We start from the raw sequence: 20,153 nt of genomic DNA on the forward strand, positions 1-20,153 counted from the left end.
CCCACAGCGGAGGTGGGGTTACCGGTTGAGTCCTGGCGGGGTGCGCGGGGACCTGCCTGGGGTGGCGTCGGCGAGGCCGTCGAGCAGCGCGTCGTACGCCGGCTTCTTGACGAACTCCTCGGTCATGACCGTCGCGTACCCCTCGGGGAACACGTCCGGCACCCAGGACCGGCCGTCGTCGAAGCCCCAGACCGTGAAGCTCGAGCAGCTGGCGACGTTCAGGCAGGCCTGCAGCATCTTGTCGTACCGCTCGGCCTGCACGGTGATCTGCTCCTCGGTGGGCTCACCGTCCTCGCCGAGCGGCATCCGGACGTCGGCCTCGGTGACGGCCACCTGCAGCCCGAGGTCCGCGAACCGCTCGAAGTTCGCCTGCATCGACTCGTCGAACCCGTACTGGAGGCTCAGGTGCCCCTGGGCACCGAACCCGTGCAGCGGCGCGCCGTCGGCGAGCAGCTCCTGGGCCAGCTCGTAGTAGGCGTCGGTCTTGGCGTTGATGCCCTCGGCGTTGTAGTCGTTGAGGAAGAGCACCGCTTCGGGGTCGGCCTCGTGCGCCCACCGGAAGACGTCACCGAGGAGGTCGACCGGGTCGTCCGAGCAGGCCTTGAGGAAGGGGTTGGCCTCGGTGCGGAGCTGCACACCGCCGGCGTCCCAGTCGTCCTGGATGATCTCGTTGGCCACGTCCCACTCGTAGATCTCGCCGGCATAGCGGCCGACGACGGTGCGGACGTGGTCCTCCAGGACGTCGCGCGCCTCCGCGCAGGTCCAGGTGGCGCTCGCCTCGGTCACCCACTCGGGGTTCTGGCTGTGCCAGAGCAGCGTGTGCCCGCGGACCTCCTGACCGTGGGCCCGGGCGAAGTCCACGACGGCGTCCGCACCGGAGAAGTCGTAGACGTCCGGCTCGGGGTGGATCTCGGCCCACTTCATGTCGTTCTCGGGGGTGAGCGAGTCGAACTCGGCGGCGAGGATGCGCTGGAACTCGGTGAGGTCCTTCCGGTCGTGGTCGAGAAGGTCGCGCTGACCCCAGACGGCACTGCCGATCTTGAGGTCGCGGGGCGCCTCGGAGCGCAGGGTGGGCTCCGGGGGGTCGGCCTGGGCCGCGGGGACAGTCAGGGCCAGGGCGGTGACCGCCGACGCCGCGACGGCGGTCAGACGCTTCGTGCTCGGGGAATGGGACATCGTTGTTCCTTCCGGTCGGGGTCCGGCGGTTCACGGGCCGTCGGACCGGACACAAAGATAACGTTGTCGATAACGGTTTCACAATGGCGGACCGGCTCGACGGTCGTCCGAGGTCGGTCGCCGGGCGCCGGCGGAACCCTCACAATGGGATCCCGTGACCGACAGCGACCTGCCCGCGCCCGCCACGGCGTCCGACGCGCTCTTCGACGTCCCGCCCGAGGCACGCCGCCCCGCCGCCCGGGTCGTGCTGCTCACCGGGCCCTCGGGCAGCGGCAAGTCCGCACTCACCCGCCGCCTGGGCCTGCCCGTGGTGATGCTCGACGACTTCTACCACGACGCCGACCACCCCGGGATGCCGCGCGCCTACGGGATCGTCGACTGGGACGACCCCGCCAGCTGGGACCGCGAGGGCGCCCTGGACGCGCTGCGCACGCTCGCCACCACCGGGCGCGCGGAGGTGCCGGTCTACGACATCCCCACCTCGCGCCGCACCGGGACCGCCGTGGTCGAGACGGGCGGGGAGCCGCTGCTCCTCGCCGAGGGCGTCTTCGCGGCGGAGCTCGTCGCGGCGTGCCGGGCCGAGGGGCTGCTCGCCGACGCCATCTGCCTGGCCCGCCCGCGACTCGTCAGCTTCTGGTTCCGCCTGCTGCGCGACGTCGCCGAGGCGCGCAAGCCGCTGCCCACCCTGCTGCGCCGCGGCTGGGGCCTGCTGCGCGCGGAGCCGGCCCAGGTGCGCCGCTGGACGGAGCTCGGCTGCCGCCCCCTCGCCCCCGCGCAGGCGGAGCGGGAGATCCGCGCGGCCGCCTGACGCGCCACGAGCGCCCCGAGGGTGCGACACGTCCCCGAAAGTGTCATGAAGACGTAACACGGAGGTCACTCGCACCACATCACCCGGCTCCACTCTGGTCACAGGAGGTGGTCGCCGTGTTCGAGCACAGTTCGCTGCGTGTCCTGTCCCTCTACGAGGGTTTCTTCTCCGGCGGCGCCCGGGTGCTGCACTCGACGGTGGTGGCGGGCCTGCACGCCCACGGCCACCAGCAGCACTCGGCGCTGAGCCTGTACAGCGCGGTCCGTCGCGAGACGATGCTGCAACGCATGGAGGACGACCCCCGCTTCCGGAACCTGCGCGCCGCCGGGGTCCGGGTCGCCACCCTGGGCCGTTCCACGGACGACGACCACGACCCGCGTCGCTTCACCGACGCGGAGATGGAGATCGTGGCCCGCGAGGTGACCGGCGTCGACCTCGTGATGTCGCTCAAGGAGCAACCGTTGCGCCTGGTCAACGAGGGCGCGTTCCCGCAGCGCCCCGTGGTGGCGTGCCTGCACCGCTCCGACCCGGAGCACTCCGGCGCGGCGCTGGACGACCTGCGCACCGCCGCCGCGAGCGGGCTGCTCGCCGCCGCCGTGTGCTGCGCGGAGTCGACGCGGGACGCCTACGCCGCCGCCGGCGTCCCGGAGCACCTGCTGCGCGTGGTGCCCAACGGCATCGACCTCACCCGGTTCCACCCGCTGCGCCGCGCGCGCCGGGCGGCGATGCGCGGCGCGGCGGGCATCCCCGCCGACGCCACGCTGGTGGCCTACGCCGCCCGCTACGACGCCATGAAGAACCCGCGGCTGTTCATCGCGGCCGCACGCGAGTTCCTCGAGCGGGACGACGACGGGCACGTCCTGATGTGCGGCGCCGGGATGACGCTGGACAACCCGGGCCTCGTCGCGGACCTGGACGAGTCGTTCGCCGACCGCCCCGACCTGCTGGCGCGGGTGCACCCGCTCGGCGTGCGGCGCGACATGGAGCACGTCTACGCGATGGCCGACGTCGTGGCGCTCACGTCCGCGTACGGGGAGGCCGCCCCGCTGTGCCTCATCGAGGGCGCGATGTGCGGCGCCGTCCCCGTGACGACACCGGTCGGGGACAGCGCCCGCCTGGTCGCGGGCATCGGGTTCGTCACCGGGTTCGACGCCGCCGAGATCGCCGAGACGTGGATCGAGGCGGCGGCCCGCCGCGGCGAGCTCCGCGGTGCGCTGACGGCTGCCCGCCAGCGGTTCAGCCACGTGCGGATGCTGTCCGGCTACGCCCGGGTGCTCGAGCAGGCGGTCCGCGGCACGGGGTTGCGCGTCGCGGCCTGAGGCCTCAGCGCGCGGTCGACTCCCGCAGCACGACCTCGTGCCCGACGACGGCACCCGCCTCGGCGCCCTCCTCCGCGACGGCGGCGGCGACGGCCAGGCGGCCCATCTCCTCCAGCGGGATGGAGACGGTGGTGACCGAGGGCACGTGGTCGCGCAGCGTGGGGATGTCGTCGAACCCGGCGACCCGGACGTCGTCAGGCACCGCCACGTCGAGGTCGCGCAGACGGGCGATGAGACCAATGGCCATGACGTCGGTGACGGCGAACACGCAGGGTGCGTCCAGCCCGGCGGCGGCCGCCTCGCGGGCGATCTCGGCGACACGGTCACCGGCCGCGTACCCGCCGTCGCGGGAGAACTGCTGCTCGATGACCTCGAGCACCTCTCCCCCGCCGGCGGCGACGGCGTCGGTGAACGCCCCGGCTCGTTCCTGCGCGGTGACGACGCGCTCGGGTGCGCTGAGCAGCACGAACCGCCGGTGCCCCTGCTCGTGCAGGGCCGCGGCGAGGTCGGCGGCCCCGGCGGCGTTCGGCGGGCGCACGACGCGCGCCGGCCCGAGCGGCTGCCCGACGACGACGGCGCGGCCGCCGCCGGCCTCGAACGCCTCGAGCTCCGTGGCCACCGGCGCGTCCTCCTCGGGCGACCACCGGGTCCCGGCGACCACGATGGCGTCGACGCGGTGCGCGGCGAAGGCTGCCACGGCGTCGCGCTCGGCGTCGGGGTCCCGTTCGGTGGAGGCGAGGAGCACCATGCGGCCGTGCTCGCGGGCCGCGGCCTGGGCGCCGGCGGCGATGGACGAGAAGTACGGGTCGGAGATGTCCTGGACCACGAGCCCGAGCAGCCCGGTGCGCGACCGGGCCAGCGCCTGCGCCTGGGCGTTGACCACGTAGCCGAGGTCTGCCGCGGCGGCGCGCACCCGTTCGACGAGCTCGGGCCCGGGCTGCCGCGAGGACCCGTTGAGGACCCGCGAGGCGGTGGCCAGGGAGACCCCGGCATGGTTCGCGACGTCCTGCAGCCGTGGTCGGGCCACGGGCACCTCCTCGTCCGGCACGGTCCCGGCGGGCGCTCGGTCCCCGCGCCGGGTGGCGGCTGCTTGACGCACCGCCGCTGACACCCTACCGTGGGACCGGAAAGCGCATTCCGGCCACCTGGCCACCGCGCGAGCACGCCGACGAGCACCACCCCGGTGCCCCGACGAAGGAGTCCCCGAGTGAGCACCACCCGCACCCTGCGCATCGCCATGAACGGCGTGACCGGACGCATGGGCTACCGCCAGCACCTGCTGCGCTCCATCCTGCCGATCCGTGAGCAGGGTGGCGTCGAGCTGCCCGACGGCTCCCGCGTGCAGGTCGAGCCCGTCCTCGTCGGCCGCAACGAGGCCAAGCTCCGCGAGCTCGCCGCCCAGCACGACATCGCCGAGTACACGACCGACCTCGACGGCATGATCCACGCCGACGAGACAGACATCGTGTTCGACGCCGCGATGACCAACCTGCGCGCCGAGACCCTCGCCAAGGCGATGAAGGCCGGCAAGCACGTCTACACGGAGAAGCCGACCGCGGAGACCCTCGCCGAGGCGATCGACCTCGCGAAGCTGCGCGACGAGACCGGCGTGACTGCCGGCGTCGTGCACGACAAGCTGTACCTGCCCGGCCTCGTCAAGCTCCGCCGCCTCGTCGACGAGGGCTTCTTCGGCCGCATCCTGTCCCTGCGCGGCGAGTTCGGCTACTGGGTCTTCGAGGGCGAGCACCAGCCCGCCCAGCGGCCCTCGTGGAACTACCGCAAGGAGGACGGCGGTGGCATGACCACCGACATGTTCTGCCACTGGAACTACGTCCTCGAGGGCATCCTCGGCTCGGTCAAGACCGTCAACGCCCAGACCGTCACGCACATCCCCACCCGCTGGGACGAGCAGGGCAAGCCCTACGACGCCACCGCCGACGACGCCGCGTACGGCATCTTCGAGATCGAGACCCCCGGCGGTGACCCCGTCGTGGCGCAGATCAACTCCTCCTGGGCGGTGCGCGTCCACCGCGACGAGCTCGTCGAGTTCCAGGTCGACGGCACCCACGGCTCCGCCGTCGCCGGGCTGTTCTCCTGCGTCGCCCAGCAGCGCGCCCACACCCCCAAGCCGGTGTGGAACCCCGACCTGCCCACCACCGAGAAGTTCCGCGAGCAGTGGGCCGACGTCCCCGCCAACGCCGAGGTCGAGAACGGCTTCAAGGCGCAGTGGGAGGAGTTCCTGCGCGACGTCGTCGCCGGGCGCGAGCACCGCTTCGACCTGCTCTCCGCCGCCCGCGGCGTCCAGCTCGCCGAGCTGGGCCTGCAGTCGTCGGCCGAGGGCCGCCGGCTCGACGTCCCGGAGATCTCGCTGTGAGCGCCGCGACCACCCTGTCCGCCGCGCCCGCGCTGACCGGCTCGGGCGTCACGGTGCGGCTGCCGCGGTTCGACGCCGGCGGTCGCCTCGTCGGCACCGAGGTGCGCGAGCTCAACGCCCCCGGCCCGTGGCAGGTGCCCGACGGGCCGATCCGCTCCCGGGTCGCCTTCGCGGCCGCGCACGTGGTCCCGCAGGTCGGGGCCGAGAACGTGCCCGGCGCCCCGGCCGTCGTCGACTGGGACGCCACGCTCGCCTACCGGCACCAGATCTGGCGGCACGGCCTCGGCGTGGCGGACGCCATGGACACCGCCCAGCGCGGCATGGGGCTCGACTGGGCCGCCACCCAGGAGCTCGTCCGCCGCTCCGCCGCCGAGGCCGCCTCCGTGGGCGGCGCGATCGCCTGCGGTGCCGGCACGGACCAGCTCGACCCGGCCGAGGTCGCGCGGTGGGAGGCCGGTGACCCGGCGGCCCTCGACGCGGTCACCGCGGCCTACCGCGAGCAGGTGCGGGTCGTCCAGGAGTCCGGGGCGCAGGTCATCGTCATGGCGTCCCGCGCCCTGGCGAAGGTCGCCCGCTCCGCCGACGACTACGCCCGCGTCTACGACGCCGTGCTCGCCGAGACCGACCGCCCGGTGATCCTGCACTGGCTGGGCACGATGTTCGACCCCGCCCTGGCCGGCTACTGGGGATCGGAGTCGGTGGACACCGCGACCGCCACGTTCCTCGACCTCATCCGGGCCCACCAGGACAAGGTCGACGGCGTCAAGGTGTCGCTGCTGGACGCCCGGCACGAGGTCGGCCTGCGCCGCGCGCTGGCCGACCTCGAGGGCTCCCCCGTGCGGCTCTACACCGGGGACGACTTCAACTACCCGGAGCTCATCGCAGGTGATGAGCAGGGGTACTCCGACGCCCTGCTCGGCATCTTCGCGGCGATCTACCCGGCGGCGTCCACGGCGCTGCAGGCGTTCGACGAGGGAGCAGCAGCCGGCGACGCCGAGTCTGCTCGGCAGGGCGCGGCGCGGGGGCACGCGATCCTCGCCTCCACCGAGAAGCTGGGCCGGCACATCTTCGCCGCGCCCACCTACTACTACAAGACCGGCGTGGCGTTCCTGTCCTGGCTGAACGGGTTCCAGCCCGGGTTCCAGCTCGTCGGCGGGCTGCACTCCGGACGCTCGCTGGCGCACCTGGTCGAGCTCGCCCGCCTCGCGGACGACTGCGGCATGCTGCTCGCGCCCGACACGGCCGCCCGGCGCCTGCAGGCGCTGCTGACGGTGAACGGGGCGGACTCATGAGCGACCTCTCCCGCTGCTCGCTCAACACCGCGACCGTCAAGCACGCCTCCCTGACGGAGGCCGTCGAGGCGGCCGCCGGGGCCGGGCTCGGCGCCGTCGGGCTGTGGCGCCACCAGGTGCAGGAGGCCGGTGCCGCGACCGCGCGCAAGATCGTCGAGGACGCCGGGCTGCGGGTCTCGTCACTGTGCCGCGGAGGATTTCTCACCGCGACGTCGGACGAGGGCGTCCGCGAGGCGGTGGCCGACAACGAGCGGGCGCTGATCGAGGCGGCCGAGGTCGGCACGTCGGAGCTCGTCTTCGTCGTCGGCGGGCTGCCCGGGTCCGCGCCCGAGGCGCCCCCGGCGCCCGGCACGGACCGGGACCTGGTCGCCACGCGGCGTCGCGTCGCGGACCGGCTGGCCGACCTCGCACCGATCGCGGAGCGGCACGGCGTGCGGATCGTGCTGGAGCCCCTGCACCCGATGTTCGTCGCCGACCGTGCCGTGGTCTCGACGCTCGGGCAGGCGCTGGACCTCGCGGCGCCGTTCGACGCCGGGACCGTGGGCGTGGTCGTGGACACGTACCACGTGTGGTGGGACCCGGAGCTCCAGGCTTCGATCCTCCGCGCCGGCCGTGAGGGACGCATCGCCGGCTACCAGGTGTGCGACTGGAACCTGCCGTTCGCCGCCACGGCCCTGAACTCGCGCGGCCACGTCGGTGACGGGTACGTCGACTTCGCCAGCATCTCGCGCTGGGTCGCCGAGGCCGGGTACACCGGCGACGTGGAGACGGAGATCTTCAACGCCGAGATCTGGGCCGCACCGCCCGCCGAGACGGCCGCCACCGTCGGCGCACGGTTCGCGGAGCACGTCCTGCCCCACCTCTGAGTCCTGCCCCGGGAGCCGGCCAGGAACTCCTGGCCGGCTCGCGGTAAAGTCGGCTGCTGAGCATGCTGCCCGCTCCACGGCAGCACCGATCCACAGCACCGAGCAACAAGGAGCACCCGTGACCCACGGCGATGTCCGCGTGGAGGACGACGGCTACCTCTGGGTGCTGCGCGGAGAGGTCGACGCCGCCGTCCAGTCCCGGCTGGAGGACGATCTCAAGCAGGTGGCGCGGTCGGCGGAGCGGCCGATCGTCATCGACCTGTCGAAGGTGACGTTCATGGACTCGGGCGGGCTGCGGCTGCTCTACCACGCCGTGGAGGGCAGCCCGGAGCCGCCCCTCCTGCGCGGCGTCCCCGGACGCACCCTCGACCTGCTCGAGCTCTCCGGCGTCATCTCGCTGTTCAGGATCGAGCAGCAGGGAGCCGGGTCCGCCTCGACCGCACAGGCCGCCCGGTGACGCTGGTCGAGGCCCTGCCCGAGGCGACGTTGACCGAGGTCGCCGCGTGGACCGTGCGCGACCTCGACCACGTCTCGGACGTCCGGGCCGGCCTCCAGGAGACGCTGGTCGCGTTGACCGCTGCGGCGGGCGCCGACCCGCAGAGTGGCGCGGGAGGCCCCGCGCTGGACCGCATCGTGCTGGTGGCGTCCGAGCTGGTCACCAACGCCGTGCGCTACGGCAGCCAGCCCGTCACGCTGCGCCTGCTCCAGCACGGAGCGACCCTCGCCGTCGACGTCGTGGACCACCGCCCGGACCTGCCCCCGGTACCGGGCACGGGTGGTTCCGGTGAAGGTGGTCTCGGCCTCCTCCTCGCCGCTCGTGCGGCCGCGGGGATCGGCTGGTTCCGGAGCCAGGGCGCCAAGCACGTCTGGGCGCAGTTCGCCTGAGGCCCGCGGCCGCGGCTCAGGCCTGCCGGCGGACCACCATGAGCGTCGCGTCGTCGGCCGACCGCTCGTCGCGCGTGGCCCGCACGACGTCGTCGACGTCGGTGCGGGGCCCGGTGCCGAAGGCGGCGGCGAGGCGCGCCAGACCGTCGCCGACGGACTCGTCGCGGCGCTCGACCAGGCCGTCGCTGTAGAGCACCAGCGCGCCGCCGCGCGGCACCTCGACCCGGTGCGCCGGCGGCACGTCGCCCGCCAGGCCGAGCGGCGGCGCACCGGCCCGGGGCGCCCAGCGCACGCTGCCGTCGGGGGACACGACGAGCAGCGGCGGATGGCCGAGCGAGACGTTCTCGACGCTGCCGGTCGCGGGGTCGACGAGCGCCACGGTCAACGTGGCGAGCTCACCCGGCAGGGTCCAGCGCATGACGTCGAAGAGCAGCCTCGCAGCCTCGTGGGCGGAGTCGCTGCCGACCAGCGAGGTCCGCAGCGCGGTACGCAGCTGGCCCATGGTCGCGGCCGCCTGCAGCCCGTGCCCGGTGACGTCGCCGACGACCAGGGCCAGGTGCCCGGAGGGCAGGACGAGCGCGTCGTACCAGTCACCGCCCACCAGGCCGGTGCCGGCCGCCTCGTACCGGGCCTCGATCTCCCACCCGTCGACCTGCGCGAGCTCCTGGGGCAGGAGGCTGCGCTGCAGCTCCTCGGTCGCGCGGACCTCCTTGCGGCCACGGAGGTAGAGGGCTTCCAGCAGGTGCCCGCGGAGCGCCACGGCGCTCTCGACCTGGTCGGGGAGCCAGGGCAGGCTGTGGCGGTCGACCACCTCGCGCCACCGTTCCTGCGAGGAGCGGAGCATCGTGCGGATCGGGTCGTCGGCGCGCACCGGCCGGCTCGTGGTGGGATCGCTGCCCCAGTCGACGCGGCGCTGCACCTCGTCGCGCAGCCAGACGACCACCTGACCCTCGGGCAGGGCGATGCCCATGGCGCCCGCGACGTCGGGGGCGGCGGCAGCCACGTCGGGCGCGGTCTCGCCCAGGCAGTCGGTCGCCACGACCTCCTCGCCCGCACCCGCGACCCACGCGATGAGCGCACGCCGGCCGGCGTCGTCGGGGACGTGCCCGACGCTCGTCACGCGCCCCTCGGCACTGACGATCGCGCCGTCGGCCCGCACGAGCCGCCGGGTCCAGCCGGACCGGGTGATCGCCGTGCCCAGCGGGACGGTCTCGTCGCGCGAGTCGGCGGCGAGGTGCGCCAGCACACGGTCCTGCCGGCGCGTCTCCGCGTCCCTGTCGGTCCCGAGCCGGGCGGCACGCAGCGCCGACAGGTTGCCCGTCAGCACCTCCACCGCGACCCGGACGTCGTAGGGCACCTGCCGCGGACCGCCGTAGTGGTGGCAGTAGATCACGCCCCACAGCTCACCGCCGTGGAAGAGGCCGACGCCCAGCGCGGCACGGGCGCCACGCGAGCGGTGCCGCTCGAGGTACGCCGGCGGCGCGGCACGCAGGGTGGCGGTGCCGAGGTCCGGCCACGGGACGGGCCCGCCGTCGTCGTGGGCGAGCACCCGCACCCCGCCCGCCTCGACGTCGTCGACGAGGTGCACCCGCACGCGGGAGTGCAGCTCGCGCGTCTCCGGCGGCAGTTCCGACGCCGGGAAGTGGAGTCCCGTCCACGGCACCAGCCCGCAGGCGCGCGCCTCGGCGACGACCTCCGCGTTCCCCTGGGCGTCGAGCAGGTGCAGCGAGGCACGGTCGAAGCCCGTGAGGGACCGCACGGCCCCGAGCGCGACGTCGTAGAGCTCGTCGAGCGAGTCGGCCAGCTCGAGGTCGGCGAGCGCCGTCCGCAGCGGTCCGTAGCCGCTCGCCGCGCCGCGGACGCCGGAGGGCCGCGCCGGCTCCATCTCGACCACCACGAGGGGCGGGGTGGGGCCGGGGTCGCGGCGCGGTCCGTGGAGGATCGCCTCGTACGCACCCCCGCCGCGGTCGTCGGGCAGCTCGAGCGCCACGGGGTTCACGGTCGCCAGGTCGGTGCCGGCGACGACAGGCGCGAGGACCTGCCCGGCCGGCTGCGGACCGAGGACCTCGGAGAGCGGCCGGCCGAGGACCTCGGCGGGGCACCGTCCGACGATCTCCGTGTTGGCCGAGGTGTGCAGCACGACGCCGTCGCTGACGCGGACCGCCAGCAGCATGCCCCGCGGCTGCACCGTCACGCTCCCGGGAAGGCGCGTCGCGCTCGTCGCCGCCTCGTCCGAGGCAGGCACCGGGACGGCAGACGCCGCAGCGGACCTCGTCACGCACACCCTCCCGGCGCTCGTTGCTTGGAGCACCAAGGGTAGCGTCCGGCCGGCTCGTCGCCGCACCCGGGAACCGGGGCGGCGCGTCGATCGTCGTACACAATGGCCCGCCGGCCGTTCCCCTTTCGTCCGGCGGGCCACCACGCGTCCCCCACAGGAGAGCACCGATGAGCACGAGCTCCAGCCCGACCCCCGTCCTGCGCGCCGACGGCCTCGCCGCCGGGTACGGAGGGGCCGACGTCGTGCACGGCATCGATCTCGAGCTCACGCCCGGCGACGCCCCGGTCGGCATCGTCGGTCCGTCGGGTGCCGGCAAGTCCACCATCGTCCGCGCGCTGGTCGGCCAGGTGCGGCCCTCCGCCGGCCGCGTCACCTGGTCCGGGCGTACCGTCAGCCGGATCGGCCTGCGGGACAAGAAGGTGTTCCGCGCCCAGGTCCGCCGGGTGGCCCAGGAGGGCATCGCCGGCGTCGACCCCCGCACCTCCGTCGACCGCGTGATCGGCAAGGCGTTGAGCGACGCCCGCAAGGCCGGTCGCGCGAGCGGCCGATCGGTGGAGGAGCTGCTCACCGACGTCGCGCTCGAGCCCCGCTTCGCGCCACGCCAGGTCGGCACCCTCTCGGGCGGCGAGAAGCAGCGGGTGGCGCTCGCCGCGGCGCTGGCCACCCGGCCGGGCGCCCTCCTGCTCGACGAGCCGCTGACCGCCGTCGACCCCGCGATGCGTGGCGAGGTGGTCCGCCGCCTGGGTGCCGCCGCCACCGAGGCAGGCACCGCGGTGCTGCTCGTCTCCCACGACCTGGAGCTCGTGGAGCGGCTGTGCCCGACGGTCCACGTGCTGGCGGAGGGGACGTTCGTCGCCTCCGGGTCGTTGTCCGCCGTGCTCGCCGAGGCCTCGCACCCGTCCGTCCGCGAGCTCGCCGAGGCCGCACCCCGAGCCGTCCAACGCTTCCGCTGAGGAGGCGCCGCCGTCGTGTGCACGACGGGCACGGCCGGGTCGCCAGGGGTAATGTCGTCGCGGACCCCGGCCCCGAGTGCGGCGCGTGACGAGGAGTAGCGATGCTCACCCCAGAGTGCGGCGCGACCATGGTGACGCCATGAGCGAGGACGCCGCCACGTCGCTCCGGTCGAGGCTGGTGGGCACCTGGACCGTCGTCACCGTCGACGAGCTCTCCACCGCCCGCTCCCGCCTCCAGGAGACGCTCTGCACCGAGACTCCCACGCCCTGCGCGGAGACGGAGCCGACCCGCTCGCTGCTGCAGGACATCGTGCTCGTGGCGAGCGAGCTGACGGCCAACGCCCTGGAGCACGCCGGCGGCCCGGCCCGGCTGGACGTGGTCTCGGACGGCGTCGCCGTCACGGTCTCGGTCATGGACCGCTCGCCCGACAACCCTCCGGTGCTCACGACCGACCGTGAGCTGGGTGAGGGCGGCTTCGGTCTCCAGCTCACCCTGCGCATCGCCGACGACGTCGGCTGGTACCGCACGCCCGACGGCGCGAAGCACGTCTGGGCCCGGTTCGTCGTGACGGACCCGTCGCCGGACGGCCCGCAGCCCTAGTCGCGCTTCCCCTGCATGCGTGCGCTCAGACGGAGGAGGCGTCGAAGCCGGTCGTCCGGACGGGCCGAGCCGGGACTCCGGCCACGATGGTGTCCGCCGGGACATCTCTGGTGACCACTGCGCCGGCTCCGACGATCGCGCCGTCACCGATGGTCACCCCGGGCACGACGGTGACCGAGGCGCCGAGCCACACTCTGCGCCCGATCGTGACGGGCGCCGGCGTCATGTCGGCTCGCCGTGCAGGGTCGACGGCGTGGTTGAGAGTGACGATGGTGCTGCCGTGGCCGATGAGTGTGCCGTCGCCGATGGTGATGCCCCCGGCGTCCTGGAACCGGCAGCCCATGTTCACGAAGACGCCGGCGCCAAGCGTGAGGTTCTTGCCGAACTCGCAGTAGAACGGCGGGAAGAGGGTCACCGACTCCTCGAGCGTCTGCCCGGTCAGCCGGGTGAGGAGAGCGCGCACCTCTTCCGGCGTCCGGTAGCCGCTGTTGAGCTCTGCGACTACGTGCAGCGCCTCCTGGGCGGCGCGGTGCATGAAGGCGTGCTCGTCCGAGCCGGCCTGGATGACGGACCCGCGGCCGACGTGCTGGAGGAAGTCCTGCAGCTCCATCACCGCTCCTGTCCTGCCGAGCCTGCGTGGGGTCGACGCTCACCGGTGCTGGGCCCGGTGACGGCTTGGTCAGCAGCCCAGGAGGCGAGCAGGCGCAGGCGCTCGGACGACGGCGAGCCGGGCTCGGCCGTATAGACCATCAGCACCTGGCCGGGCTCGGCGGTGATGGCGAGCTCCTCGTACGCCAGTGTGAGCTCGCCGACCACGGGGTGGTGGAATCGCTTGGTGCCGGACCCGTGGCTGCGCACGTCGTGCGCGCCCCACAGCCGGCGAAACGTCTCGCTGCGGGTCGAGAGCTCCCCGACGAGATCTTGGAGGCCCTTGTCGTGCGGGTCACGGCCCGCTTCAGCACGCATGATCGCCACGCACATCTCGGCGAACAGGTCCCAGTCCGGGTAGAACTCCCGGGCCGCGGGGTCGAGGAACTGGAATCGCGCGAGGTTCGGCGTGCGGCCGCCGTCGCCGATGACCGGGGAGTAGAACGCGCGGCCGAGCGCGTTGGTCGCGAGCAGGTCCTGGCGCTGGTCACGGACGAAGGCGACGCCGTCGGTGATCGCCGCCAGCGCCCACTGCAGGCTCGCGCGCGGTGGTGCGGCCCGGGTCGCGCGCCGACGCGCACGGCCGGACGAGGGCACGCCGTCTGCGGCACGGGCGAGGTCGAACAGGTGCGCGCGCTCGGTGTCGTCGAGCTGCAGCGCCCGCGCGACGGCGTCGAGCACGGACGTCGACGCGCCGCCGATCGCCCCGCGCTCGAGCTTGGCGTAGTACTCGACGCTCACGCCGGCGAGGGCGGCGACCTCGCTACGCCGCAGACCCGGCACGCGACGGTTCGCCCCACTGACGACACCCACAGACTCGGGGGTGACCTTGGCGCGCCGGGAGACGAGGAACTCGCGCACGTCCGCTCGGTTGTCCATGCTTCGACCGTAGGCCCCACGCGGCCGGCGAGGAACGCCACGTCGCGGGGTGTACTGCCGGTACACCCCACGACAGGCACTTCCACACGTCGAGGATCGGGCACACGGTGGGACCACCCATCCCGAGAAGGAGAACCTCATGCGCGGCGTGATCATGCACGGCCCCGGCGACGTCCGGATCGAGGACCGCGACGACCCGACGATCGTCGACCCGACCGATGCGGTCATCCGACTGGCCGCAACCTGTATCTGCGGCTCCGACCTGTGGCCCTACCGCGGTGCCGACCCCGTGGACCACGCGACGATGGGCCACGAGTACGTCGGTGTCGTGGAGGAGGTCGGCGCCGAGGTCACCACCGTCAAGCCCGGCGACTTCGTCGTGGGTTCGTTCGTCATCTCCGACGGCACCTGCGAGATCTGCCGCGCCGGCTTCCCGTCCAGCTGCGTGCACCGACTCTTCGTCGACGCTGCGATCGGTACCCAGGCGGAGAGGGCCCGCATCCCGTTCGCCGACGGCACGCTCGTCGCGACCCCCGGTCAGCCCGAACCCGACCTGGTCCCGCACCTGCTCGCCGCCTCCGACGTCCTGGGCACCGGCTGGTTCGCTGCCGTCGCCGCACAAGCCGGGCCGGGCAGGACTGTCGCCGTCGTCGGCGACGGCGCCGTCGGAATCATGGGTGTCCTTGCGGCCAAGCAGCTCGGCGCGGAGCGGATCATCGCCATGTCCCGGCACAAGGACCGCCAGGACCTCGCCCGCCACTTCGGCGCCACAGACATCGTCGAGGAGCGTGGGGACGCCGGCGTGGCCCGGGTCAAGGAGCTCACCGGCGGCCTCGGCGCCCACTCGGTCATCGAGGCCGTCGGCACCCAGGAGTCGATGGTCCAGGCCATCAGCTCCGCTCGACCGGGCGGGAACGTCGGCTTCGTCGGCGTCACGCACGACGTCCAGCTGCCCGGCGAGCTGCTCTTCTTCTCCCAGGTGCAGATCCTCGGTGGCCCCGCCCCGGTCCGCCGGTTCCTGCCCGAGCTCATCCAGCTCATCTGGGACCGCACGATCGACCCGGGCAAGGTCTTCGACCTCACACTCCCGCTCGAGCAGGCCGCCGAGGGGTACAAGGCCATGGACGAGCGCCGCGCCACCAAGGTGCTGCTCACCGTGTGATGACCGTTCGGCTGCCTGCCCCGTCCGCAGAGGCAGGCAGCCGTTCGACCCCGAAGGACCGGGACCTGGTCCTGTACTACGGCGCCGTCGGCTACACCGACACGAGAGGACGACACACATGAGGTTCACCCGAAGCGGCGGCCGGACCGGCGCCGGGCCGCACGAGTGGTTCACCGGCACGGTCTACATCGACGGAGTTCGCGACCCTGATGACCAGTCCGCCGTGGGGTGCGCCCACGTGCGGTTCTCCCCCGGTGCCCGGACGGCATGGCACCACCACCCCAAGGGGCAGACGCTCTACGTGACCGACGGCATCGGCTACGTCGCCACTCGCGGCGGCGAGGTCCGTGAGATCCGGCCCGGCGACGTCGTATACATCGAACCCGGGGAGGAACACTGGCACGGCGCCGCACCCGACCGATTCATGGCCCACGTCGCGATCCAGGAGGCTGACGAGCACGGCCAGGTCGTGACCTGGCTCGAGCACGTCCCCGACGGTGACTACCAACGACGCTGATTCCCCACCGTCCTGAGGGCGGCAGCCGACCTCGCACGGTGCCTTGCGATCTTTCCCAGGAACGACCGATCCTGGACCAGGACAGAACCCGCTTCGTTCAAGCGCGGTCGTAGGTGACGACGCGGACGCCGGAGGCGAGCAGGGTCTCGTCGACCGGCCGGAACAGATGGGACTGGAACGGGCCGTCGAAGAGCGGGACGCCGGAGCCGATCACGGACCGGTTCTGCTTGATCACGAGCCGGTCGATCTCCGGCAGCAGCGAGTGGGCGAGCCTGCCGCCGCCCACCAGCCACAGATCCAGCCCGCTCTCAGCCTTGAGCGCCCGCACGCGGCCCAGGGCGTCGCCGCGGACCAGCTCGACGGCCGGGTCCGGGCTGGTCGTCATGCTCGTGGAGAAGACGAGGTGCCGCAGGTGGGGGTAGGCGTCGGTGAGGCCGGCGGCCAGCCCGACCTCGTACGAGGCGCGACCCTCGAGGACGGTGTCGAACGACCGCCCGGGACCGTCGATCCCCATGGCCTCGCGGGCCGGGCCGGGCAAGGTCTCGGGGAAGTGCTCGACGATGAACTGCACGACGTCGGGCGTGACCGGGAGGTAGTCCGCCCCGCTCGGGTCGCCGCCGTCGGGTCCGGCGATGTAGCCGTCGAGGGTCGCGGCCACGTAGTACACGAGGTGGCGCATGGGTTCCTTCCACAAGCCGGGCCGTTCCCGGCGGGCGTCTCAGCCTAGGGCGCTGAGAACGCAGGCATCACTCGCCCGCGGGGACGGACGACGGCGCGTACGTGGTGGGGTCGGAGCTCGCGACGACGACCTCGCGCAGCTCGGCGAGCCCGACGGACCCGGGCTCGCCGAGCACGCCCACGGCCCGCGCCTGCACGAGCACGTTGCCGAGCGCCGCGGCCTCCACCGCTCCGGTCACGACGGGCAGCCCGGTCGCCTCGGCGGTCAGGCGGCACAACAGCTCGTTGCGTACCCCGCCCCCGACGACGTGCACCGCCGTGACGTCGACGCCCGCCAGCTCACCGGCCGTGCGGACCACCCGCGCGTACGCGGCCGCCAGCGAGTCGAGCACCGCACGCACCAGGGCCGCCCGGCTCGCGGGGACCTCCTGGCCGGCGGCGCGGGCCGCCTCGCGGAACCGGGCCGGCATGTCGCCCGGTGCGAGGAACACGTCGGCGTCGACGTCGACGACGCAGCGCCCGCCCGGCTCACCGGCCGCGGCCGCCAGCAGCTCACCGAGGTCGACGTCCTCGCCACTGCGCCGCCACTCCCGCACGCACTCGTCGAGCACCCACAGGCCCATGACGTTGCGCAGGTAGCGCACCGTCCCGTCGAGGCCCAGCTCGTTGGTGAAGTTCGCCGTCCGGCTGGCCTCGCTCAGCACCGGGGCGTCCAGCTCGAGACCGACCAGCGACCACGTGCCCGACGAGATGTACGCCGCCCCGGGCACCAGCGGGACCGCCGCCACCGCCGAGGCCGTGTCGTGCGACGCGACCGCCACGACCGGGACGGGGCCGAGGCCGGACTGCTCCGCCAGAGCGGGCAGGAGCGGCCCCACCACGGTGCCCGGCTCGACCAGGTCCGGCAGGAGGTCCTCCAGGCCGGCGAGCCCGGGCACCTCCTCGCCGAGCCGGACGAGCATCTCGCGGGACCAGCGGCGTGCGCGGGCGTCGAGCAGCCCGGTGGTCGAGGCGTTGGTGACCTCGGCGACCTTCCGGCCGGTGAGCCAGCAGGTGATGAGGTCCGGCACGAGCAGCAGGCTGCGCGCCGTGCCCCAGCCGGCCTCGTGCGCACCGGCCGCGAGCTGGAACACCGTGGTGAACGGCAGGTGCTGCAGCCCGTTGACCGCGTACTGGTCCGCGGCCGGGATACCGGCGTAGACCCGCTCGGCCGCGCCCAGGATCCGCGGGTCCCGGTAGCTGCGCGGCGCACCGAGCAGGACGCCGTCGGCGTCGAGCAGCCCGTAGTCCACGGCCCACGAGTCGACGCCGATGCCCTGCACGACCGCGCCCCGAGCGGCCGCCTCCCGGCCGGCCTCGCGCAGCCCGGCGAGGATGCCCCGCCAGAGGGCGAGCACGTCCCACCGCAGGTCGGCGGACTCACCGCCCGCCCGGGGCACCGGGACGGGCTCGTGGGGGAACCGCCCCGTCTCGACCAGCTCGACCCGGCGGGGCTCGCCGTGCACGACGCCGAGCATCACCCGGCCGCTGGTGGCCCCGAGGTCGACGGCCACGAACGCGGGGACCCTCTGTGGACCGCCTGTGTCGCCGTCGGGCCCCGGGGCCCCCGTGCCCGTGCCCGTGCCCGTGCCGTCCATGCTGCTCACCGGAGGAACGCCTGCGCCACGCCCGCGTCGACGGGCACGTGCAGGCCGGTGGTGTGGGAGAAGTCGGCCGTGCAGAGCGCGAACGCCGCGTTGGCGATGTTCTCCGGCAGCACCTCGCGCTTGAGCAGGGTGCGCTGGGCGTAGAAGGCGCCCAGGTCCTCCTCCTCGATCCCGTAGGTCTTGGCACGGTTGGCACCCCAGCCGGAGGCGAAGATGCCGGAGCCGCGCACGACGCCGTCGGGGTTGATGCCGTTGACCTTGATGCCGTGCTCGCCGAGCTCGGCCGCGAGCAGGCGCACCTGGTGGGCCTGGTCGGCCTTGGTGGCCGAGTAGGCGATGTTGTTCGGCCCGGCGAACACCGAGTTCTTGGACGAGATGTAGATGACGTCGCCGCCGAGCTGCTGGTCCACGAGGATGCGCGCGGCGTTCTTCGCCACGAGGAACGAGCCCTTGGCCATGACGTCGTGCTGCAGGTCCCAGTCGGCCTCGGTGGTCTCGAACAGCGACTTGGACAGCGACAGCCCGGCGTTGTTCACCACGATGTCGACGCCGCCGAACGCGAGGACGGCCTCGTTCAGGGCGGCCTGGACGGCGGCCTCGTCGGCGACGTTCGCCGCCACGCCGATCGCGACGTCGCTGCTGCCGATCGCTGTGTTGATCTCAGAAGCCACGCCGCGGGACTTTTCCAGGTCGAGGTCCGCGACGACGACGCAGGCGCCCTCGGCGGCGAGCCGCTCGGCGATGGCCTTGCCGATGCCGGACGCGGCGCCGGTGATGAAAGCGATACGGGTCGCGAGCGGCTTCGGCTTCGGCTTGCGCTGCAGCTTGGCCTCCTCCAGGGCCCAGTACTCGATGCGGAACTTCTCGGACTCGTCGATCGGCGCGTAGGTGGAGAGGGCCTCGGCGCCGCGCATCACGTTGATGGCGTTGACGTAGAACTCGCCGGCCACGCGGGCGGTCTGCTTGTCCGCGCCGTAGGAGAACATGCCCACACCCGGCACCAGGACGATCAGCGGGTCGGCCCCGCGGATCGCCGGCGGCTCCTCGCCGCGGGCGCGCGCCTCGGCGGCGCCCCGCTCGTAGTAGGCGGTGTAGTCGGCGCGGTAGGCCTCGTGGAGCTGCGGCAGCCGCTCGACGATCTCCTCGACGGACGACGTCGCGGGCAGGTCGACGACCAGCGGCTTGACCTTGGTCCGCAGGAAGTGGTCCGGGCAGGACGTGCCCAGGGCGGCGAGCTCGGGGTGCCGCTCGGCGGCGAGGAAGTCGAGGACGACGTCGGCGTCGGTGAAGTGGCCGACCTGCGGCTTGTCCTGCGAGGCGACGGCGCGCAGGTGCGGGGCGAGCGCGGCCGCCTTGGCGCGGCGCTCGTCCGCGGGCAGGGCGCCGTAGCCGTCCAGGGCGGGGCCGAAGGGCTCGGGCGCCCCGTGCTCGGCGATGTACGCGGCGGCGGTGTCGATGATCCACAGCGAGTTCTGCTCGCACTCCTCGGCGGAGGCACCCCACGCCGTGATGCCGTGGCCGCCCAGGACGGTGCCGATCGCGTCGGGGTGCTGCGCCTTGATCTCGGCGATGTCGAGCCCGAGCTGGAAGCCGGGCCGGCGCCACGGCACCCACACGACCTTGTCGCCGAAGATCTTCTGCGTCAGCTCCGGGCCGTCCTCGGCGGTGGCGATCGCGATGCCGGAGTCGGGGTGCAGGTGGTCCACGTGGGCGGCGTCGACCAGGCCGTGCATGGCGGTGTCGATGCTCGGCGCGGCGCCGCCCTTGCCGTGCAGGCAGTAGTCGAACGCGGCGACCATCTCGTCCTCGCGCTCGACGCCCGGGTAGACGTCCACCAGGGCGCGCATGCGGTCCAGGCGCAGCACCGCCAGGCCCTGCTCGGTGAGGGTGCCCAGGTCGCCGCCGGAGCCCTTGACCCACAGCAGCTCGACGGCCTGCCCGGTCACCGGGTCGGTCTCGGTGCCCTTCGCGGAGGTGTTGCCCCCGGCGTAGTTGGTGTTCTTCGGGTCGGCGCCCAGGCGGTTGGACCGCTCGACCAGAGCGGCAACGGTCTCGTTGGTCATCGAAAGCT

Annotated in this window: 19 protein-coding genes; 11 read left to right on the forward strand and 8 right to left on the reverse strand. The window is 73.6% G+C overall.

From position 1 onward, the window contains the following. Positions 1 to 18: 18 nt before the first annotated feature. The gene (locus MWU57_RS16260) at positions 19 to 1,176 is read right to left on the reverse strand and encodes an endo-1,4-beta-xylanase (RefSeq protein ID WP_246910618.1); all 1,158 of its coding nucleotides are present in this window, start codon (positions 1,174 to 1,176) and stop codon (positions 19 to 21) included. Between the two features lie 154 nt (positions 1,177 to 1,330). Here MWU57_RS16260 and MWU57_RS16265 point away from each other — a divergent pair, with 154 nt between their 5' ends. After that, a complete protein-coding gene (locus MWU57_RS16265) occupies positions 1,331 to 1,984 on the forward strand; it encodes a uridine kinase (protein WP_246910622.1) in 654 nt (217 codons plus the stop codon). Positions 1,985 to 2,100: 116 nt separating this feature from the next. Continuing rightward, entirely contained in the window at positions 2,101 to 3,303 is a 1,203-nt protein-coding gene (locus MWU57_RS16270) for a glycosyltransferase (protein ID WP_106265203.1), read from the forward strand. 4 nt (positions 3,304 to 3,307) lie between these two features. Here MWU57_RS16270 and MWU57_RS16275 read toward each other — a convergent pair whose 3' ends face one another. Further along, positions 3,308 to 4,330: a LacI family DNA-binding transcriptional regulator gene (locus MWU57_RS16275; protein WP_106265201.1), complete on the reverse strand. Its 1,023-nt coding sequence runs from the start codon at positions 4,328 to 4,330 to the stop codon at positions 3,308 to 3,310. A gap of 210 nt (positions 4,331 to 4,540) precedes the next feature. On the opposite strand from MWU57_RS16275, the gene MWU57_RS16280 reads away from it, so the two are divergent. The 5 genes from MWU57_RS16280 to MWU57_RS16300 all read left to right on the forward strand — a co-directional run bounded on the left by MWU57_RS16280 (position 4,541) and on the right by MWU57_RS16300 (position 8,720). Next, entirely contained in the window at positions 4,541 to 5,677 is a 1,137-nt protein-coding gene (locus tag MWU57_RS16280; protein WP_106265198.1) for a Gfo/Idh/MocA family protein, read from the forward strand. 59 nt (positions 5,678 to 5,736) lie between these two features. Further along, positions 5,737 to 6,969: a dihydrodipicolinate synthase family protein gene (locus MWU57_RS16285; protein WP_374108576.1), complete on the forward strand. Its 1,233-nt coding sequence runs from the start codon at positions 5,737 to 5,739 to the stop codon at positions 6,967 to 6,969. Next, positions 6,966 to 7,835 carry a sugar phosphate isomerase/epimerase gene (locus tag MWU57_RS16290; RefSeq protein WP_246910625.1) on the forward strand — a complete coding sequence of 290 codons (870 nt, stop codon included), beginning with the start codon at positions 6,966 to 6,968 and terminating at the stop codon, positions 7,833 to 7,835. The genes MWU57_RS16285 and MWU57_RS16290 overlap by 4 nt, the downstream gene beginning before the upstream one ends. A gap of 118 nt (positions 7,836 to 7,953) precedes the next feature. Further along, complete coding sequence (locus tag MWU57_RS16295) at positions 7,954 to 8,292, forward strand: STAS domain-containing protein (RefSeq protein ID WP_246910627.1); 339 nt, start codon at positions 7,954 to 7,956, stop codon at positions 8,290 to 8,292. Next, complete coding sequence (locus tag MWU57_RS16300; protein ID WP_246910629.1) at positions 8,289 to 8,720, forward strand: ATP-binding protein; 432 nt, start codon at positions 8,289 to 8,291, stop codon at positions 8,718 to 8,720. The genes MWU57_RS16295 and MWU57_RS16300 overlap by 4 nt, the downstream gene beginning before the upstream one ends. 16 nt (positions 8,721 to 8,736) lie before the next feature. Here MWU57_RS16300 and MWU57_RS16305 read toward each other — a convergent pair whose 3' ends face one another. Further along, complete coding sequence (locus tag MWU57_RS16305; protein WP_246910631.1) at positions 8,737 to 10,965, reverse strand: SpoIIE family protein phosphatase; 2,229 nt, start codon at positions 10,963 to 10,965, stop codon at positions 8,737 to 8,739. 200 nt (positions 10,966 to 11,165) lie between these two features. On the opposite strand from MWU57_RS16305, the gene MWU57_RS16310 reads away from it, so the two are divergent. Together MWU57_RS16310 and MWU57_RS16315 are read left to right on the forward strand one after the other, a co-directional pair. Further along, positions 11,166 to 11,951, forward strand: coding sequence for an ABC transporter ATP-binding protein (locus tag MWU57_RS16310; RefSeq protein ID WP_106264835.1), 786 nt, complete (start codon positions 11,166 to 11,168; stop codon positions 11,949 to 11,951). A 139-nt stretch (positions 11,952 to 12,090) separates the two neighbouring features. Then, positions 12,091 to 12,552 carry an ATP-binding protein gene (locus tag MWU57_RS16315; protein ID WP_246910633.1) on the forward strand — a complete coding sequence of 154 codons (462 nt, stop codon included), beginning with the start codon at positions 12,091 to 12,093 and terminating at the stop codon, positions 12,550 to 12,552. Between the two features lie 25 nt (positions 12,553 to 12,577). Here MWU57_RS16315 and MWU57_RS16320 read toward each other — a convergent pair whose 3' ends face one another. Next, positions 12,578 to 13,162, reverse strand: coding sequence for a sugar O-acetyltransferase (locus MWU57_RS16320; RefSeq protein WP_246910635.1), 585 nt, complete (start codon positions 13,160 to 13,162; stop codon positions 12,578 to 12,580). Further along, positions 13,162 to 14,079 (reverse strand): helix-turn-helix transcriptional regulator, encoded by a 918-nt coding sequence (locus MWU57_RS16325; RefSeq protein WP_246910637.1) that lies wholly within the window; start codon positions 14,077 to 14,079, stop codon positions 13,162 to 13,164. The genes MWU57_RS16320 and MWU57_RS16325 overlap by 1 nt, the downstream gene beginning before the upstream one ends. A 139-nt stretch (positions 14,080 to 14,218) precedes the next feature. On the opposite strand from MWU57_RS16325, the gene MWU57_RS16330 reads away from it, so the two are divergent. Together MWU57_RS16330 and MWU57_RS16335 are read left to right on the forward strand one after the other, a co-directional pair. Further along, positions 14,219 to 15,241 carry a zinc-dependent alcohol dehydrogenase family protein gene (locus tag MWU57_RS16330; RefSeq protein WP_246910642.1) on the forward strand — a complete coding sequence of 341 codons (1,023 nt, stop codon included), beginning with the start codon at positions 14,219 to 14,221 and terminating at the stop codon, positions 15,239 to 15,241. Between the two features lie 118 nt (positions 15,242 to 15,359). After that, complete coding sequence (locus MWU57_RS16335) at positions 15,360 to 15,758, forward strand: cupin domain-containing protein (protein ID WP_246910645.1); 399 nt, start codon at positions 15,360 to 15,362, stop codon at positions 15,756 to 15,758. 97 nt (positions 15,759 to 15,855) lie between these two features. On the opposite strand, the gene MWU57_RS16340 is transcribed toward MWU57_RS16335, so the two are convergent. From MWU57_RS16340 to MWU57_RS16350, 3 genes are all read right to left on the reverse strand, one after another. After that, the gene (locus tag MWU57_RS16340; protein ID WP_246910648.1) at positions 15,856 to 16,437 is read right to left on the reverse strand and encodes a dihydrofolate reductase family protein; all 582 of its coding nucleotides are present in this window, start codon (positions 16,435 to 16,437) and stop codon (positions 15,856 to 15,858) included. A gap of 67 nt (positions 16,438 to 16,504) precedes the next feature. Then, complete coding sequence (locus MWU57_RS16345; protein WP_374108577.1) at positions 16,505 to 18,073, reverse strand: rhamnulokinase family protein; 1,569 nt, start codon at positions 18,071 to 18,073, stop codon at positions 16,505 to 16,507. Between the two features lie 5 nt (positions 18,074 to 18,078). Next, entirely contained in the window at positions 18,079 to 20,145 is a 2,067-nt protein-coding gene (locus MWU57_RS16350) for a bifunctional aldolase/short-chain dehydrogenase (RefSeq protein ID WP_246910651.1), read from the reverse strand. Positions 20,146 to 20,153: the final 8 nt, after the last annotated feature.

The organism is Isoptericola sp. S6320L (assembly GCF_023015685.1).
Classification (GTDB): Bacteria; Actinomycetota; Actinomycetes; order Actinomycetales; family Cellulomonadaceae; genus Isoptericola; species Isoptericola halotolerans_A.

Coding starts and splice junctions, on each gene's coding strand:
- MWU57_RS16260 (WP_246910618.1), bottom strand. CDS start 1,176: ATGTCCCATTCCCCGAGCACGAAGCGTCTGACCGCCGTCGCGGCGTCG.
- MWU57_RS16280 (WP_106265198.1), top strand. CDS start 4,541: ATGAACGGCGTGACCGGACGCATGGGCTACCGCCAGCACCTGCTGCGC.
- MWU57_RS16290 (WP_246910625.1), top strand. CDS start 6,966: ATGAGCGACCTCTCCCGCTGCTCGCTCAACACCGCGACCGTCAAGCAC.
- MWU57_RS16310 (WP_106264835.1), top strand. CDS start 11,166: ATGAGCACGAGCTCCAGCCCGACCCCCGTCCTGCGCGCCGACGGCCTC.
- MWU57_RS16315 (WP_246910633.1), top strand. CDS start 12,091: ATGAGCGAGGACGCCGCCACGTCGCTCCGGTCGAGGCTGGTGGGCACC.
- MWU57_RS16320 (WP_246910635.1), bottom strand. CDS start 13,162: ATGGAGCTGCAGGACTTCCTCCAGCACGTCGGCCGCGGGTCCGTCATC.
- MWU57_RS16325 (WP_246910637.1), bottom strand. CDS start 14,079: ATGGACAACCGAGCGGACGTGCGCGAGTTCCTCGTCTCCCGGCGCGCC.
- MWU57_RS16330 (WP_246910642.1), top strand. CDS start 14,219: ATGCGCGGCGTGATCATGCACGGCCCCGGCGACGTCCGGATCGAGGAC.
- MWU57_RS16335 (WP_246910645.1), top strand. CDS start 15,360: ATGAGGTTCACCCGAAGCGGCGGCCGGACCGGCGCCGGGCCGCACGAG.
- MWU57_RS16340 (WP_246910648.1), bottom strand. CDS start 16,437: ATGCGCCACCTCGTGTACTACGTGGCCGCGACCCTCGACGGCTACATC.
- MWU57_RS16345 (WP_374108577.1), bottom strand. CDS start 18,073: ATGGACGGCACGGGCACGGGCACGGGCACGGGGGCCCCGGGGCCCGAC.
- MWU57_RS16350 (WP_246910651.1), bottom strand. CDS start 20,145: ATGACCAACGAGACCGTTGCCGCTCTGGTCGAGCGGTCCAACCGCCTG.